At 68.8% G+C, this 16,267-nt stretch carries 17 protein-coding genes; 4 read left to right on the top strand and 13 right to left on the bottom strand.

The window, feature by feature from the left end; all coding sequences use genetic code 11:
* Positions 1-11: 11 nt before the first annotated feature.
* From DVW87_RS15405 to DVW87_RS15395, 3 genes are read right to left on the bottom strand one after another with little or no spacing between them, the layout of a single operon-like run.
* On the bottom strand, positions 12-977 hold the full coding sequence (locus DVW87_RS15405) for an MlaD family protein (RefSeq protein ID WP_114688686.1): 966 nt from the start codon (positions 975-977) through the stop codon (positions 12-14).
* Positions 977-1,819 carry an ABC transporter ATP-binding protein gene (locus DVW87_RS15400; RefSeq protein ID WP_114688685.1) on the bottom strand — a complete coding sequence of 281 codons (843 nt, stop codon included), beginning with the start codon at positions 1,817-1,819 and terminating at the stop codon, positions 977-979. The genes DVW87_RS15405 and DVW87_RS15400 overlap by 1 nt, the downstream gene beginning before the upstream one ends.
* Positions 1,816-2,925, bottom strand: coding sequence for an ABC transporter permease (locus DVW87_RS15395; protein ID WP_114688684.1), 1,110 nt, complete (start codon positions 2,923-2,925; stop codon positions 1,816-1,818). Before DVW87_RS15395 ends, DVW87_RS15400 begins: the two co-directional genes overlap by 4 nt.
* 62 nt (positions 2,926-2,987) lie before the next feature.
* Here DVW87_RS15395 and DVW87_RS15390 point away from each other — a divergent pair, with 62 nt between their 5' ends.
* Positions 2,988-3,662, top strand: a complete 675-nt coding sequence (locus DVW87_RS15390; protein ID WP_114688683.1) for an HAD family hydrolase — start codon at positions 2,988-2,990, stop codon at positions 3,660-3,662.
* A 56-nt stretch (positions 3,663-3,718) separates the two neighbouring features.
* Here DVW87_RS15390 and DVW87_RS15385 read toward each other — a convergent pair whose 3' ends face one another.
* On the bottom strand, positions 3,719-4,987 hold the full coding sequence (locus DVW87_RS15385; RefSeq protein ID WP_239017941.1) for a DUF445 domain-containing protein: 1,269 nt from the start codon (positions 4,985-4,987) through the stop codon (positions 3,719-3,721).
* A 179-nt stretch (positions 4,988-5,166) separates the two neighbouring features.
* Here DVW87_RS15385 and DVW87_RS15380 point away from each other — a divergent pair, with 179 nt between their 5' ends.
* On the top strand, positions 5,167-5,421 hold the full coding sequence (locus tag DVW87_RS15380) for a hypothetical protein (protein WP_114688681.1): 255 nt from the start codon (positions 5,167-5,169) through the stop codon (positions 5,419-5,421).
* A 370-nt stretch (positions 5,422-5,791) separates the two neighbouring features.
* On the opposite strand, the gene DVW87_RS15375 is transcribed toward DVW87_RS15380, so the two are convergent.
* Entirely contained in the window at positions 5,792-8,947 is a 3,156-nt protein-coding gene (locus DVW87_RS15375) for an efflux RND transporter permease subunit (RefSeq protein WP_114688680.1), read from the bottom strand.
* A gap of 25 nt (positions 8,948-8,972) precedes the next feature.
* Positions 8,973-10,166 (bottom strand): efflux RND transporter periplasmic adaptor subunit, encoded by a 1,194-nt coding sequence (locus DVW87_RS15370; protein WP_114688679.1) that lies wholly within the window; start codon positions 10,164-10,166, stop codon positions 8,973-8,975.
* 263 nt (positions 10,167-10,429) lie between these two features.
* Here DVW87_RS15370 and DVW87_RS15365 point away from each other — a divergent pair, with 263 nt between their 5' ends.
* The gene (locus DVW87_RS15365; RefSeq protein WP_114688678.1) at positions 10,430-11,143 is read left to right on the top strand and encodes an SIMPL domain-containing protein; all 714 of its coding nucleotides are present in this window, start codon (positions 10,430-10,432) and stop codon (positions 11,141-11,143) included.
* Between the two features lie 63 nt (positions 11,144-11,206).
* On the opposite strand, the gene DVW87_RS15360 is transcribed toward DVW87_RS15365, so the two are convergent.
* The 3 genes from DVW87_RS15360 to DVW87_RS15350 all read right to left on the bottom strand — a co-directional run bounded on the left by DVW87_RS15360 (position 11,207) and on the right by DVW87_RS15350 (position 12,232).
* Positions 11,207-11,464, bottom strand: a complete 258-nt coding sequence (locus tag DVW87_RS15360) for a GlsB/YeaQ/YmgE family stress response membrane protein (RefSeq protein ID WP_114688677.1) — start codon at positions 11,462-11,464, stop codon at positions 11,207-11,209.
* 112 nt (positions 11,465-11,576) lie between these two features.
* Positions 11,577-11,876 (bottom strand): CtrA inhibitor SciP, encoded by a 300-nt coding sequence (gene sciP / locus DVW87_RS15355; RefSeq protein ID WP_114688676.1) that lies wholly within the window; start codon positions 11,874-11,876, stop codon positions 11,577-11,579.
* Positions 11,877-11,953: 77 nt separating this feature from the next.
* Positions 11,954-12,232 (bottom strand): hypothetical protein, encoded by a 279-nt coding sequence (locus DVW87_RS15350; RefSeq protein WP_114688675.1) that lies wholly within the window; start codon positions 12,230-12,232, stop codon positions 11,954-11,956.
* 137 nt (positions 12,233-12,369) lie between these two features.
* On the opposite strand from DVW87_RS15350, the gene mnmA reads away from it, so the two are divergent.
* Positions 12,370-13,479 carry a tRNA 2-thiouridine(34) synthase MnmA gene (gene mnmA / locus DVW87_RS15345; RefSeq protein WP_114688674.1) on the top strand — a complete coding sequence of 370 codons (1,110 nt, stop codon included), beginning with the start codon at positions 12,370-12,372 and terminating at the stop codon, positions 13,477-13,479.
* 18 nt (positions 13,480-13,497) lie between these two features.
* Here the strand turns inward: mnmA and DVW87_RS15340 are convergent, their stop codons facing one another.
* The 4 genes from DVW87_RS15340 to pdxH are packed head-to-tail and all read right to left on the bottom strand — an operon-like array spanning position 13,498 to position 16,246.
* On the bottom strand, positions 13,498-13,923 hold the full coding sequence (locus DVW87_RS15340) for a DUF3592 domain-containing protein (protein ID WP_147276280.1): 426 nt from the start codon (positions 13,921-13,923) through the stop codon (positions 13,498-13,500).
* Complete coding sequence (locus DVW87_RS15335; protein WP_114688672.1) at positions 13,920-14,717, bottom strand: PhzF family phenazine biosynthesis protein; 798 nt, start codon at positions 14,715-14,717, stop codon at positions 13,920-13,922. The genes DVW87_RS15340 and DVW87_RS15335 overlap by 4 nt, the downstream gene beginning before the upstream one ends.
* Before the next feature lie 9 nt (positions 14,718-14,726).
* On the bottom strand, positions 14,727-15,674 hold the full coding sequence (locus tag DVW87_RS15330; RefSeq protein WP_114688671.1) for a cation diffusion facilitator family transporter: 948 nt from the start codon (positions 15,672-15,674) through the stop codon (positions 14,727-14,729).
* Positions 15,671-16,246, bottom strand: coding sequence for a pyridoxamine 5'-phosphate oxidase (gene pdxH, locus DVW87_RS15325; protein ID WP_114688782.1), 576 nt, complete (start codon positions 16,244-16,246; stop codon positions 15,671-15,673). Before pdxH ends, DVW87_RS15330 begins: the two co-directional genes overlap by 4 nt.
* Between the last annotated feature and the right edge of the window lie 21 nt (positions 16,247-16,267).

The following is a 16,267-nucleotide window of genomic DNA, read 5'->3' as shown; positions in this document are numbered from 1 at the left end:
GGATGCCCTCATCACTTCTTGCCCTTGTACGTCGGCAGCCGCGGCGAGCCGACCAGAGATCCGGCGCCGCCCTGGTCGAAGCGTTCCGCCACCGACGTCAGGGCCGCCGACATGGTGCGCAGGTCGTGAACCAGCTGGCCCACTTCCGGCACCGTCTGCTTGGAGAAGTTCTGCAAGCCCGGCCGCGCATCGCCGATCGCATCGTTCAGCGTTTCCGCGCTCTTCTGCGCCGAGGCGATCGCCCGGTTCAGATTGGCCATGGTCGGCTGCACATCGTTGGCCAGCACGCCGTTGGTGGTGTTGGCCAGCTGGCCGATCTGCTCCGCCGCATTGCCCGCCTGCTGGATGGCGATCCGCGTCTGCGCCAGCGTCGCCGCGATCTCCGGCCCGCGATCCGCCAGCGCGTCGGTCAGCCGGTTGGTGTTGGCCAGGATGCCCGCGATCGAGGCCTGGTTGCGATCGGACAGGAGCTCCGTCAGCCGCTCGGTCAGCGTCGTGAACCGCTCCAGCAGGCGCGGGGCCGAGGACAGGATGGCGCCGATGCCGCCCGGCTTGGTCGGGATCACCGGCACGCCATAAGGGCACAGCACCTGCGGGTTCCGCTCGGGGCAGGTGATCGCGGGCGCGCCCTTGCTGGCGCCGTCCAGCGACACCGTGCTGGTGCCGGTGAAGCTGCCCTGCACGCTGGCGGTGGTGCCCTCCAGGATCGGCGTGTCCGGGTTCACGCTGATCCGCACGCGAACATATTGGGGATCGGGCTTCCACAGCACGATGTCCTTCACCTGGCCGGACGGCACGCCCGAATAGGCGACCACCGATCCCTTGGAGAGGCCGTCCACCGCCTGCTTGAAGAAGATGTCGTATTCCTTGTCCTCGGTGGCGCTCAGCCGCGCGATCCACACGGTGAACAGCGCCAGCATGGCGAGCAGGATCAGCACCACCGTGCCAACGAGGACGTGATTGGAGCGGGTTTCCATTATTGTGCCGCCTCTGCTGGTGCCTGCTGGCGATCCTTGCTGTCGATCGCCGCCCGGCCGCGCGGGCCGTTGAAATATTCCTGGATCCACGGGTGGTCGAGGGCGAGCAGCTCGTCGATCGTGCCCACCGCGATCACCCGCTTGTCCGCGAGCACGGCCACCCGGTCGCAGATCGCGTACAGCGTATCCAGATCGTGCGTGATGAGGAACACGGTGAGCCCCATCGTCTTCTGGAGCGCCTTGGTGAGATCGTCGAACGCCGCCGCACCGATCGGATCGAGGCCCGCGGTCGGCTCGTCGAGGAACAGGAGCTCGGGGTCCAGCGCCAGCGCCCGGGCAAGGCCGGCGCGCTTTCTCATGCCGCCGGACAGCTCGGCCGGATATTTGGGGCCGGCATCGGCGGGAAGGCCGGTCATCACCACCTTGTACCCGGCGATCTCGTCCATCAGCGCCTGATCGAGATTGGGATAGAATTCCTTCAGCGGCACCTGCACGTTCTCGGCGACGGTCAGCGTGGAGAACAGCGCGCCGCCCTGGAACAGCACGCCCCAGCGCTTGCGGATGTTCGTCGCCTCGGTTTCCTCGCGGCCGATGGTCGGCTCGCCGAACACATGCACTTCGCCCGCAACCGGCGTCTGCAGGCCGATGATCGAGCGCATCAGCACCGACTTGCCGGTGCCCGAGCCGCCGACCACGCCCAGGATCTCGCCCCGGCGCACGTCGAGATCGAGCTTCTCGTGCACCACCTGCTCGCCGAACGCGTTCTTCAGGCCGCGCACGGAAATGACGGCGTTCTCGTCACGCTCCCCGCCTGTCGGCGCGAGGTCCTTGGGGGTGCTCATATCCAGCCGACCCAGGTGAAGAACACGGCAAAGAACGCGTCCAGCACGATGACCAGGAAGATCGCCTGCACCACCGCCGAGGTTGTGCGCGTGCCCACCTGCTCGGCGTCCGCCTCCACCAGCATGCCCTGAAAACAGCCGGCCACCGCGATGATCGCGCCGAACACCGGCGCCTTGACCAGCCCGACATACAGGTCGGTGATCGGCACCACTTCGCGGATGCGCTGCACATAGGTGACCGGCGGGATGCCCAGGCTGGTCCAGCACAGCAGGCCGCCGCCGATGATCGCGATCACGCTGGCATAGAAGCCTAGCAGCGGCATCATCACGATGGTGGCGATCACGCGCGGCAGCACCAGCGCCTCCATCGGCGAGACGCCGATGGTGCGCATCGCGTCCACCTCCTCCGTCAGCTTCATGGTGCCGATCTGCGCGGCAAAGGCCGAGCCCGACCGGCCCGCCACCATGATCGCCGTCATCAGCACGCCCAGCTCGCGCAGGGTGATGCGGCCGATCAGGTTGATGGTGAACACCTCCGCGCCGAACTGGCGCAGCTGCACCGCGCCCTGCTGCGCGATGACGATGCCGATTAGGAAGCTCATCAGCCCGACAATGGCCAGCGCCTGCACGCCGACCACCTCGAACCGCTGGATCGTGGCATTGAACCGGAAGCGATTGGGCGGACGCACCACGCTGACCATCACCGACCAGAAGGCGATGGCGGTGGCACCAAGGAACCCGAGCAGGCCGATCAGCGTCTTGCCCGCGCCGATCGTCGCCTCGCCGATCTCGTCCACCACGCGGATAAAGCCGGTCTGGCGGCGCTGGCGGACGTCCACCGCCTGGTTGGCATGCTCCACCTGGTGGAGGAGGTGCTCGCCATCCGGGCTCAGCCCGTCGATCTCGGCCTTGTGCTCGGCAGCGAATCGATGAACCAGCCACGCGCCCACCGTGTCGATCCGGTCGATCCCGGACAGGTCCACCCGCGCAATGGCTCCGTCGACTTCCCGCAGGCGGTCCGGCAGGTCGCCGATGGCGGCAAGCGTCAGCGGCCCGGTGAACCGCAGCGCATCCTTGTCTTGCGTGAAGGCGGCCTTTGCGGTCATCGGCTCCCTCCTAGAGGCTTTGCCCGCTCTCCGGCAAGCCTCCCGAAAAACGAGGCGAGTTGATGCACAGACTGGCGATCTACGACATGGACAAGACGGTGACGCTGGCGCCGACCTGGACGAGCTTCCTGCTCGCCACCGCCCGCGCCCGCGCGCCCTGGCGGCTGGCGCTGTTGCCCGCCGCCGGGCTCGCCACGCTCGGCTACGGCGCGAAGCTCTACGATCGCGCCCGGCTGAAGCAGCTTACCCAGCGGCTGCTGCTCGGTCATCGCCTGACACGCGCCGACGCCGATGCCGCCGCCCGTGCCTTTGCGGAGGCGGTGACGCACAAGGGCATCTTTGCCGGCGCCCGCGCGCGGCTCGCCGCCGACAAGGCCGCCGGCTACCGCCTGGTCATGGCGACCGCGTCCTACCGCTTCTACGCCGCCGCGATCGCGGAACGGCTCGGCTTCGACGATGCCATCGGCACCGAAAGCCGCCTGGACAAGGCGGGCAACCTGCTGGCGCGCATCGAAGGCGAGAATTGCTACGGGGCGAACAAGCTGCGGATGATCGAGGCCTGGATGGCGCAGCAGGGCATCGCGCGGGGGGACGCGCACATCCGCTTCTACTCGGATCATGTTTCCGATGCGCCGGCGCTCGGCTGGGCCGACGAGGGCTATGCGGTACGCCCGCACAGGCCGCTGCGCGCGCTGGCGGCGGAGCGCGGCTGGCAGGTGCTCGACTGGGAGCGCTGATCCGTCCCGCCGGCCCTCGCTCGACCCGAATCCCGACCTGAGCGAGATAAGGGCGATCAAAGCGCCACGTCCACGGCGTGGATGACGAGGCCGACCAGTCCGCCAACCAGCGTGCCGTTCACCCGGATATATTGCAGGTCGCGGCCGACCGCATTTTCCAGCCGTCGCGTGATCGTCCGCGCGTCCCACCCGCGCACCGTTTCGCTGACCAGCCGCACGATGCCGTCGCCGTAATCCGCCGCCACGCCCACCGCCGCCCGGCGCACGAAACGGTTGATCGTGAGGCGAAGGCGGGGGTCGGCCTGCAAGGTCTCGCCCAGCTGCCGCAGCATCTCGCCCAGCTTGCCGGTGAGCGCCGCATCGGGATTGCGCGCGACCTCCAGCAGGCCGCGCCGGGCCGCCTCCCACAAGCCGTCCAGCCAGCGCTGCATCGCCGGGTTGTCGATCAGCTCGGCCTTGAACGCCTCCACCTTGGCGCGCATCTCGGGATCGTGCTGCAGGTCATAGGCGAGCAGTTCGAGGCTTTCTTCGGCCTTCAGGCGCAAGGGGTGGCCGGGATCCGCCGCGACATCGTCGATCAGCCCCTGCAGCCCGTCGATGATCTTGTTGGCCAGCGTCTCGTCCAGCCCGGTCCAGCGCAGGATGCTGCCGGCGCGCTCATGCACCATGTTGCGGATCAGATGCTCGTTGCCGGCCAGCGCACGGGCGGCCCATTGCAGCACCGAATCGAGCAACGGCAGGTGCCGCCCCTCCGCCATCGCCGCGCGCAGGCTCTGCCCCAGCAGCGGCGCCACGTCCGTGGTGCGCAGCCGGCCGCCGATGGCGGACTTCACCATGCCGCCGAGCCGTTCCGGGTCGAACGCCTCCAGCCAGCTGGCGAACAGCCGGGAAACGCCGCGCTTGATCCGGCCGCCACCGGCATCCTTCGGCGCGGCAAGCCAGCGGCCGGCGGCCGCGGCCACATCCAGCCGGTTCATCCGCCGCGCGACCACGCCGGGGATCAGGAAGTTGTCCCGCAGGAAGGTCGCCAGCGTGTCGCCGATGCGATCCTTGTTGCGCGGCACAATGGCCGTATGCGGGATCGGCAGTCCCAGCGGATGGCGGAACAGGGCGGTGACGGCGAACCAGTCGGCGAGCCCGCCCACCATGGCCGCCTCCGCAAAGGCACGCAGGAACCCCCAGGCGGGGTGCCCGCCCGGTTGCGTGCGGGCCAGCAGGAACAGCGCCGCCATCATGAGCAGCAGCCCCGTGGCGACCAGACGCATGCGAATCAGCCCGGGCGGGGTCGCGTCGCTGAGACGGATCGCTCGGGAAGGTGGATTCATGTGCGAAACAATTCCTGAAGCCGCGGATGGTTCAACCTGTATGGACGAGAGAAGGCGAAAGTCGTGCCGTTCACCATCTTCGCGCTGCTGACAGGGAAACTATTTGCGCGGCTCGCGTTGCGGGAAGCGCGGCAGAGACAGTTTTGTGTCCTTTCCGCGTTCTCGAAAGGAATTTGCCCATGATCCGGAACCGTTTCCTCCTGTCGCTCGCCGGCGCCGCCGTGCTTGCCGCCCCGACGATGGCTGAAGCCGCCACCAACCCCGCCGCGTCGCTCTCGGTCGCCAGCAGCGTTCGCGCCTCGACCCCGGCCGGCAAGAAGAACAACGTGCTCGGCGGTGCCGGCATCTTCGCGCTGATCATCGCCGCCGGCGTGATCGCCATTCCGGTCGTCGCGGTGGTGAGCGACGACGACGACGATAGCGACAGCAACTAAGCCATCCTCGTCCGAGAGCCGCCGCCGAGACGCTGACCCCGGCCACCCTGCCGATCCGGTACCGCCGACCCGCGGGTGGCCGGTCGCCGGGTCAGGGGCCCGGTGGATCGTCGCGGCGGCGGTTTTTCGGAACACGGCCGACGTCATGCGCGCACCCCGCGCGCGTTTACGGGCGGGCCCCGGAGCAAGGCCCCTGCCTCCACCCTCCGGAGCGCCTTGCCGGCCTCCGACTCGCTGCGGCAACGACCGGGCGAGGCTCCAGGCCAGTCCCGACTGCCCCCCCGACACAGCCGCCCGGGCCGGATCGTTCCCCGTCCGCCCCTCGGCGTCGAGGCCGGTAGCATGGCCGCAGCGCGACCGGCGGCTCCGGTCACTCCGCCGGTGCGGGCGGAAGCTTGCCTTGCGGCGCCGGCAGCGGACCGCCGCCGGGCACATGGTCGATCACCACCGGCTCGCCGTTGTCGCCCGGGCGATAGGTGAGCAGGCGCCGGCCGAGCCGCGGTCCGACCCAGCGCTCGATCCCCACCGCCAGGCTGAACGTCGCCGGCACGATCAGCAGCGTCAGCAGCGTGGAGATGGTCAGGCCGCCGATCACCGTCACGCCCATCGGCGCGCGGAACGAGCCGTCGCCGTTCAGCGACAGCGCCGTGGGGATCATGCCCGCGACCATCGCGACCGTGGTCATCACGATCGGCTGCGCGCGCTTGTGCCCGGCATCGAGGATCGCCTCCATCACCGGCACGCCCTTGGTCATTTCCTCCAGCGCGAAGTCGATCAGCAGGATCGAATTCTTGGCGACGATGCCCACAAGCATGATGAGGCCGATATAGACCGGCATGGACACGGCCATGCCGCAGATCATCAGGCCGATCAGCCCGCCGAGCGGCGCCACCAGCAGCGACATCATGTTCACGAACGGCGGCAGGATGCGGCGATAAAGCAGCACCAGCACCGCGAACACCAGGAAGATGCCGGCGACCACCGCGACCATGAAGTTGCTGATCATCTCGGCCTGCCACTTCTGCTGGCCCAGCGTCAGCCGCGTCACGCCCATCGGCAGCGCCTTCATCGTCGGCAGCGCGTCGATGATCTTCATCGCCTCGCCCGACACGATCTGCTTGCCCTTGGCATCCAGGCCGCGATCGGCGCCGATGGTGATCTGGCGCTGCTGTGCCACGCGCTGGATCTTGGTCGGCCCCGCGCCGAAACCGATCTCGGCGACGAGACCCAGCGGCACCGAGCCGCCGGTTGCCGTCTGCACCGGCAGGTTCTGGATCGTCGACAGCCGCTGGCGCGCATTCTGGTCCAGCGCCACCCGGATCGGGATCTGCCGGTCGGACAGGGAGAAGCGCGCGCTGTTCTGATCGATGTCGCCCAGCGTCGCGATCCGGATCGCGTTGGACAGCGCGGAGGTGGTCACGCCCAGGTTCGCGGCAAGATCCATGCGCGGACGGATGGTGATCTCCGGCCGCTGGAGATCGCCGGTCACGCGCGGGGCGACCAGTTCGGGGCGCCTGGCCATTTCCTGCACCAGCTTGTTGGCCGTATCGGCCAGCACCTTGGGATCGTCGCCGCCCAGCGTCACCGTCAGGTCGCGGCCGCTGCCGCCCCAGCCGTTGCTCGAGCGGAAGCTCACGCGCGCATCGGGGATCGCCGCCAGCGTCGGCGCGAGGTTGCGCTCGAACTCCATGCTGGTGAACGGCTTCTTGTCCTCGAACAGCGCGGTGACGCGCCCGTTGCCGACAAAGGCGCGGCTGTAGACATGCTCCACGCCCGGCTGCCTGGACAGGAGGTCCGCCACCCGGCGCACCACGCCTTGCGTTTCGGCCAGGGTAGTGCCGGGCACCATCTCCACGTTGGCGGTGGAGCTGTCATTGTCCTGGTCCGGCTGGAACGACTGCGGCAGCATCATGAAGCAGGCGATGGTGGCGAAGAACGCGACCACGCCGCCGACGATCGCCGACCAGCGATGCATCAGCGTCCAGTTCAGGACGCGCATGTACAGGTCCATCAGGCGCCCGCCGCCATGTTCCTGCGTGCCGTGCGCCTTCAGGAAATAGGCCGCGATCATCGGCGTGACGAGACGCGCGACGGCAAGGCTCATCAGCACCGAGACGACCACGGTGAGGCCGAAATTCTTGAAGAACTGCCCCGAAACGCCCGGCATCAGGCCCACCGGCAGGAACACCGCCACGATCGACATGGTGGTGGCGAGCACGGCCAGGCCGATCTCGTCCGCCGCGTCGATCGCCGCCTGATAGGCGGACTTGCCCATGCGCATGTGCCGGACGATGTTCTCGATCTCCACGATGGCATCGTCCACCAGCACGCCCGCCACCAGGCTGAGCGCCATCAGCGTCATCTGGTTCAGGTTGAAGCCGAGCAGGTCCATGAACCAGAAGCTCGGGATCGCCGACAGCGGGATGGCCAGCGCCGAGATCACCGTCGAGCGGGCATCGCGCAGGAAGATGTAGACCACGACCACGGCGAGCAGCGCGCCCTCGATCATCGCCTCGATCGCGGAATGATACTGGTCCTCGGTGTACTTGACCGACTCGTTGTCGATCAGCTGGAAGTGGACCTTGGGATTGCGCTTCTCCAGCGCCTTCAGCTTCTCCACCGCGCCGTTGTAGACCGCGACGTCGGACGCGCCCTTGGAGCGCTGGAAGTCGAACGACAGCACCTGCTGCTTGTCCAGTTCGGAGGAGGAGCGCTGCTCGGCATAGAGGTCGCGGACCCGGCCCAGGTCGGCGAGCCGCACGGTACGCCCGCCGCCCACCGCGATCTGCGTCTGGCCCAGTTCATAGGCGTTCTTGGCATTGCCCAGCACGCGCAGCGACTGTTCGGACCCGGCGATCTCCGCACGGCCGCCGGCGGTGTTGAGGTTCACCTGGCGGAGCTGCTGGTTGACCTGGCTTGCGGTGAGGCCCTGCGACTGGAGCTTCAGCGGATCGAGGATCACGCGGATCTCGCGGGACACGCCGCCGTTGCGGCTCACCGTCGCCATGCCGGCCACGGACAGGAGCTCGCGGCTGACGGTGTTGTCGATGTACCAGGAAAGCTCCTCGATCGTCATGTCCGTGCCGATCGCGGCAAAGCTGCCGAGATCGTTGCCGCTGGTGTTGATGCGGATCACCTGCGGCTCGAGGATGCCGTCGGGCAGGTCGGAGCGGATCTGCTGGATCGCGCTGCGCACGTCCTCCACCGCGCGGTCGATATTGGTGCCGATCGCCAGCTGCACCTGCGTGGTGGACTGGCCCTCGGTGACGTTGGAGTTGATCTCCTCGATATTCTCGAGGCTGCGAACGGCGGCTTCCACCTTTTGCGTGATCTGGTTTTCCAGCTCGGTCGGCGCGGCGCCGGGCTGGCTGATGGCGATGAACACCATCGGCAGGTCGATGTCCGGCTGGTTGTTCACGTCCATCCGGCTGAAGCTCAGGAGCCCCGCCACCGTGAGCATGAAGAACAGCACGATCGACGGCGTGGGATTGCGGATCGACCAGGCGGAAATGTTGCGGAAGCTCATGTCACGTGCTCCTTCGGGCCGATGCTCAGCCGCCGCGCTTCTGCAGGACCGGCTTCACCTTTTGCCCTTCGGACAGGAAGGCGCCGGCCGAGAGCACCACGCGCTCCTGGCCCGTCAGCCCGCTGGCGACCGACACGCCCGCATCGGACACCTCGCCCACCGTCACGGCACGGCGCACCACCTTGTCGCCGTCGCCGATCACATACACGTAATTGCCCGCCGCGTCGCTCTGGATCGCGGAGTTGGGCAGCTGCGGCAGATTGGCCGCGCCGCTCTTGATCGCCGCCTGCGCGAAGCCGCCGGGACGCAGCTCCGGCGCGAATTTCAGCGCGACGCGCGCAATGCCCTGGCGGGTCTGCGGATCGATGATCGGCGACACCTGCCACACCTGGCCCGGAAACGCCTTGCTGCTGCCCACCGGCGTCACGTTCGCCTGCGCGCCCACCCGCATGCCGGCAAGGTCGCCTTCGGCAAGCTGCGCGCGCATTTCCATCTCGCCGCCCTTGGCCATGCGGAACAGGGCGCCCGAGCCCGAGGACACGATCTGGCCTGGCTCCACCGAGCGGGTGAGCACCAGCCCGGCGGCGGGCGCGCGAATGTCGAGCCGGCCGTTGCGGGCGCGCTGCTCGGACAGGCTGGCCTGCGCCACCCGCACCCGCGCCTGCGCCGCCGACAGCGTCGCGCCCTTGCGCTGCAGGTCGGCCTTGGAGATGAAGCCGCGGTCCACCAGCTGCTGCGCGCGCTCATATTCCTGCTGCGCGATCTCGGCATCGGCGCGCGCGACGTTGATCTGCGCGGCCAGGCTCTGCGCGGTTTGCGCCTGCACCTGGCGATCCACGGTGGCGAGCACCTGCCCCGCGCCGACCCATTGGCCCGGCTCCACCAGCACGCGCGTCACCATGCCGCCCTCGCCCGCCACGCCCACCGGCATTTCGCGACGTGCCGCAAGGTTGCCGGTGGCGGTGACCACGCGCGCCACCAGATGCCGGCCGGGCACCGCGACGCTGACGCTGGGCAGCTGCTCGCCGCCGCGCTGCGCCGCCGGAGCGCCCGCCTTCCCCCCGTCGTGCTTGCCCCCGCGCAGGAAGAAGAAGGCCAGCGCCGCCAGCACGATCACCACAACCGCGGCGATCACCCAGCGCCGCCGCCGGCGCGGGGTTTCCGGGCCGGTCAGCTCGTACCTGGGCTCGCTGCCGATCTGTGCCGCCTCGTAGTTCATCCGTGCCACATCCCCGTCCCGGCCCATTCAGGCCGCACCCCTGTCGTTCGTGCTGTATTAGATGAATAAGGCACTTGCCTCAAGTGCCCAACTGCCCCGTGTCGCCATGCCCGTTTCGGGCCGATTTCGCAAGGATTGCCGCCCTGTTGCCAAGATTTTGTGGAGAGGCATTGCAGTTGAGAGCGCGGCTTCATCCGACTTGTTCAGGAAACGTTGCGCCTTGTTCGGTCATTGCGAGGCCGAAACTTGAAAGGAGACCGACCATGCGTGCCCCTCTTGCCCTGCTCGTCCTGGCGCTGCCGCTGCCTGCCATGGCCCAGACCGTGCCCGTGCCGCCCCCGACGGACGGCACGCTGCTCGAGGTATCGGCGGAAGGCCGCACCGTCCGCACGCCCGACGTTGCGACGATTCGCGCCGGCGTCGTAACGCAGGGCACCACCGCCGCGGCGGCGCTGTCGGAGAATGCGCAGCGCATGTCCGGCGTGCTGGCCGCGCTGAAGAAGGCCGGCGTCGCCCCGCGCGACATCGCCACCGCGCAGGTCGGGCTGGAGCCGCAATATCGCTACACCGAAGGGCAGGCGCCGGCGATCACCGGCTACCAGGCGCGCAACAGCGTGTCCGTCCGCTTCCGCGACGTCGCCCGCTCCGGCGTGATCCTGGATGCGCTGGTGGCGCAGGGCGCGAACCAGATCGACGGCCCCAACCTGTCGCTGGACCAGCCCGATGCGGCGCTGGACGAGGCGCGCACCGATGCCGTGAAGCGCGCCCGCGCGCGCGCCGACCTCTACGCCCGCGCCGCGGGCCTGCGCGTCGCCCGCATCGTGTCGATCAGCGAGAGCGGCGAGGATCGCGGCGGCTCGCCCAACCCGCCGATGCCGATGGTGCGCATGGCCGCCGCGCCCCGCGCCGACACGCAGATCGCGGCCGGCGAGACGGACGTGACGGTGACGCTCTCCGTCCGCTTTCTGCTGCAATAGCGGACATAAGAAAAAGGGCCGCCCGGCATCCCGGACGGCCCTTTTTGCGCTTGCCTGAAAAGCTTAGCGGACCGAGCCGCGACGCACCAGGTTGACGATCGCCAGCAGGATCACCGCACCCAGCAGCGACACCAGGAACGACTGCACCGTCAGACCCGAATTGTTGATCGAACCGCCGTTGATGATCAGGCCGCCGATAAAGGCGCCAACGATGCCGACGATGATGTTCAGGAAGATGCCCTGCTGCGCATCAGTGCGCATGATGATGCTGGCGAGCCAGCCGATGACGCCGCCGATGATAAGCCAAAGAATGATACCCATGTTCCTGCCTCCGTTGCGCACCCGAAATGGCCGGGCCATGTCAGCAGGACGCTTGACAAAGTAAGTTTGTTCCGGACCCGTATCCTCGTTGCGGCGAACCGTGGCGGCCGGGTCAGTATTTCTGCTGACGCTCGTACAGCGAGCGGTAATGCTGGATGCGCGTCACGCGCAGGCCCGGCATGCCCGAACGGTCGATCGCGCGCTGCCAGCCGGCGAATTCCTCCACCGTGAGGCCATAGCGATCGCACACCTCGTCCACCGTCAGGAGGCCGCCATTGACCGCCGCGACCACTTCCGCCTTGCGCCGCACGACCCAGCGGGTCGTATCGGGCGGGGGCAGCGAGTCCAGCGTCAGCGGCTCGCCGAGCGGACCGATGACCTTGGCAGGGCGGATCTTCTGGTTCTCGATCATTCTTGTCCTCGATCGGGGCGGGGGCCCCGTTCATTCTTGTTCTGCAACGACCCTATGCTCCGCGGCTTGAACGCCGGCTAAAGCGGCTCGGTAAACAGCGGGTTCACAGGTCTTTCCGATCCCTGATCGCCGCTTCCCGAGGACCGGCGCAGCATGGCCGCGACCGTTCCGTTGAAGGCGCCGTCCGCCGGGCAGAAGCGGCCGGCAACCGCCACCGGCCGCGTCAGCAGCGCCTGAACGCGGGCGGTGGGGCTCACCGCCTGCCGCGCCGCGACGCCGACCAGCATCACCGCCAGGTCCGGCGGCAGGGCCGTGACCTGAGGCTCTGCCTCGAAGCGGAAGAAACTGAGATCCAAGCAAGGCCACTCACACCAACTCTCGGGATCGCCCCTGTAGCGCAGCCGAGGTCAACGCCGGGTAAAGCGCCCGGCAAGTCTTGCGTAACCTCCGTAAACTTTGCGCAGGGGCCCGTGCGCGCCTATGTGGGCGGGCGATGAACCAGGGTGATTTCCAGCTCGGGCCCGATCTGGCGGGCAAGCGCATCGTCGTCGCCATGTCCGGCGGCGTGGACAGTTCGGTGGTGGCCGCGCTCGCCGCCGCCTCCGGCGCGGAAACGATCGGCATCACGCTCCAGCTCTACGACCATGGCGAGGCGGTCGGCCGCGCGGGCTCGTGCTGCGCCGGCCGCGACATCCGCGATGCGCGCGCGGTCTGCGACCGGCTGGGCATCGCGCATTACGTGTTCGATCATGAATCGAGCTTCCGCAGCACGGTGATCGACCAGTTCGCCGACGAATACCTCGCCGGCCGCACCCCGATCCCCTGCGTCCGCTGCAACATGGGACCGAAATTCACCGACCTGTTCGCGCTTGCCCGCGATCTGGGCGCGGATTGCCTGGCGACCGGCCATTATGTCCGCCGTGTCGAGGGGCCGCACGGCGCCGAACTCCACCGCGCGGCCGATCCGGCCCGCGACCAGAGCTATTTCCTGTTCGCGACCACCCAGGGCCAGCTCGATTTCCTGCGCTTTCCATTGGGCGCCCTGCCCAAGCCGCGCGTGCGCGAGCTGGCCGCCGAGCTCGGGTTGGGCGTCGCGGCCAAGCCCGACAGCCAGGACATCTGCTTCGTGCCGGACGGCGATTATGCCTCCCTGGTCAAGAAGCTGCGCCCGGAGGCGGAGACCGGCGGCGAGATCGTCGACGAGGCCGGCCGGGTGCTCGGCCGCCATCGCGGGCTGGTGCATTACACGGTGGGCCAGCGTCGCGGCATCGAGATCGGCGGCACGGCCGAGCCGCTCTACGTGCTCCGCCTCGATGCGGGAACGCAGCGGCTCGTCGTCGGCCCCCGCGCCGCACTGGGCGTCGCCGCGGCGCGGCTGTCCGGTCTCAACCTGCTCGGCCCGACCGATGGGCCGCTGTCGGCAAAGGTCCGCAGCCTCGCCAAGCCGGTGCCGGCACGTCTCACCGGCGACCGGCTGATGTTCGACGCGCCCGAATATGGCGTCGCGCCCGGCCAGGCGGCGGTGCTGTATGCCGGGGACCGCGTGCTGGGCGGTGGCTGGATCGAGGAAACCGAGCGCGCCGGCCTGCCGATGGCGGCCTGATCCCGCCTCGCCGGCGGATCAGCGGAGCCACCACCCGCACGCCACCGCCGCGGCGGTCGCACCGGCCGCCAGCGCCAGCCAGCCCCAGGGGCTCCCGGCCGTGACCCGGGACGGATCGCGCGGATCGTACCACACGACCAGCGCCGTGTCCGGCCGCTCGCCATACCAGTGCCGCTGCGTCACGTCGGCGCGATGCTCGTTGCCGTCCTCGTCCTCGAACACCACCCGACACGTCGTGGCGCGCCACTCCTTGCCGAGCCGCACATCGTGTGGCGACACCTGCGCCCAGTCGCGGTCTATCGCCTGTTCGTCGGCGCCGTAATCGTCCGAGATCAGGCGGGCGGGCGCCGGCCGCATCCACACGAGCTGCCGCCAGAACCGCCATCCGGCAAGGCATGCGAGGGCAAGCCCGGCGCCCATGCCTGCCCACAGCCATCCGCTCACGGCAGGAAGAACGTGCCCTCGATCACCGTGGCGCAGGTGCCGCCCAGCACCACGCGATCGCCCTCCAGCGCGGCGGTGAGCCGGCCGCCCCGCGCGCTGGCCTGAGACGCGGTCAACCGGTCGCGACCCAGCCGCTCGGCCCAGAAGGGCACCACCACCGCATGCGCCGAGCCGGTCACCGGATCCTCGTCGATCCCCTCGCCCGGCGCAAAGGCGCGGCTGACGATGTCGGTGAGGTCGCCCGGCGCGGTGACGATCACCAGCCAGTCGCCCAGCCGCGCCAGCGCGCGGAAATCGGGATCCACGGCGCGCACCGCCGCCTCGTTCTCCAGCACCACCACCGCATAATGCTTCTCGTGCCACAAGGTCTCGACCGCGCCGGACACGCCCAACGCGTCGAGCACTTCGGGCAGCGGCCTGGGCGCGGGCACCCAGGCGGGCAGGCTCATGCGATAGCCGTCATCCGCACGTGCCACTTCCAGCACGCCTGCCTGCCGGGTGGAAAAACGCACCTGCTGCCGGTCGCCGTCCGACAACAGCACGAAATGCCCGCTCGCCAGGGTCGCGTGGCCGCACATCGCCACTTCGTTGGTGGGCGTGAACCAGCGCAGCGCGAAGTCGGCCGTGCCTTCCGCGTCGGGCACCAGAAAGGCGGTTTCCGACAGGTTGTTCTCCGCGGCGATCGACTGGAGGACGGCATCGTCCAGCCATTCGGCCAGCGGCATCACCGCCGCCGGATTGCCGGCAAACGGCGCGTCGGCAAAGGCATCGATCTGGGCAAAGGGGATTCTCACGCCGGTCTCCTACAGCCGCTTGCCGAACCAGTGCGGCGTCACGTCCGCCTCCACCAGCGGATTGTCGGTATCCACATGCCCTTCGGGATCGAGGTGGATCAACACCTCCACCCGCGGAAAGGCGTGCTGCAGCGCGCCCTCCACCCGCTCCACGATGCGATGCGCGGAGGACACCGACATGGCCGGGTCCACCTCCATGTGGAATTGCGCAAAGCGGTGGCTGCCCGAATGGCGGGTGCGGAAATCGTGAATGCCGCGCACGCCCTCCTGCTTGGCGGCGACCTCGATATAGTCGCGCCGCTCGCTCTCCGACCATTCCTTGTCCATCAACTGGTCGATCGCGTTGGACGAGGCCTGAAACGCCCCCCACGCCAGCCACAGCGCGATGGCGATGCCGAAGATCGGGTCCGCGCCGTGCAGCCCCACGAACTGATCGAGCACCAAGGCGGCGATCACCGACAGGTTCAGCAGCACGTCGGACTGATAGTGCACGTTGTCGGCCATGATCGCGACCGATCCGGTTTTGCGGATCACGCTGCGCTGATAGGCCAGCAGCACCAGCGTGGCGGCGATCGCGACGACGGAGACGCCGATGCCGAACTCCGCATCCTCGCTGATGCCCGGATTGGCGATCCGCTCCACCGCGCGCCAGGCGATGCCGGCCGCCGACAGGGTGATCAGTGCGACCTGGAACAGCGCCGCCAGCGCCTCCGCCTTGCCATGGCCGAAACGATGGTCGTGATCGGCCGGCTCGGCCGCCACCTTCACTCCGTAGAGGGTAACCAGGCTCGCCAGCAGGTCGAGCCCTGTATCCGCCAGCGAGCCCAGCATCGCAACCGAGCCCGTGTGCCAGGCAGCGAACCCTTTCAGCAGCAGCAGGAAGCTCGCCATCGCCACGCTCGCCAGCGCGGCGCGCACGGCAAAGGGGATCAGCCGGCGGCGTTCGTCCCCCGTCACGGGAACAGCAACCCTTCGTTCCAGCGATCGCCGTCGCGGGTGAACAAGCGCCGCTCGTGCAGCCGGTGCGCGCGATCCTGCCAGAACTCGATGGCGGTCGGCGTCACCCGATAGCCGCCCCAATGCGGCGGGCGCGGCACATCGCCGCCCTCGAACCGCGCCTGCACCTCGGCGAAGCGCGCCTCGAACGTTTCGCGGCGGTCCAGCGGTCGCGACTGGTTCGAAGCCCAGGCACCGAGCTGCGAGTCGCGCCCGCGGCTGGCAAAATAGGCATCGCTTTCCGCTTCGCCGGCAAGGCTCACCGGACCCTCGATACGGATCTGCCGACGCAGCGATTTCCAGTGGAAGAGCAGCGCCGCCTGCGCGTTTTCCGCCAGATCCCCCGCCTTGCGGCCCTCGCGGTTGGTGTAGAACACGAAGCCGTCCGGCCCGTGGCCCTTCAGCAGCACCATCCGCACGGACGGGCGGCCGGCGGCATCCGCGGTCGCCAGCGCCATGGCGTTCGGGTCGTTGGGCTCGCTGCCTTGCGCCTCGGCGAACCAGGCGTCGAACAGCTGAAAGGGATCGGTCATCCGCGCGCGCATAGCGCAAAA

It is taken from the genome of Sphingomonas aracearum, from assembly GCF_003345355.1.
Classification (GTDB): domain Bacteria; phylum Pseudomonadota; class Alphaproteobacteria; order Sphingomonadales; family Sphingomonadaceae; genus Sphingomonas; species Sphingomonas aracearum.
The sequence above is the reverse complement of the archived record's forward strand: the minus strand, read 5'-3'. Positions and strand labels throughout refer to the sequence as shown.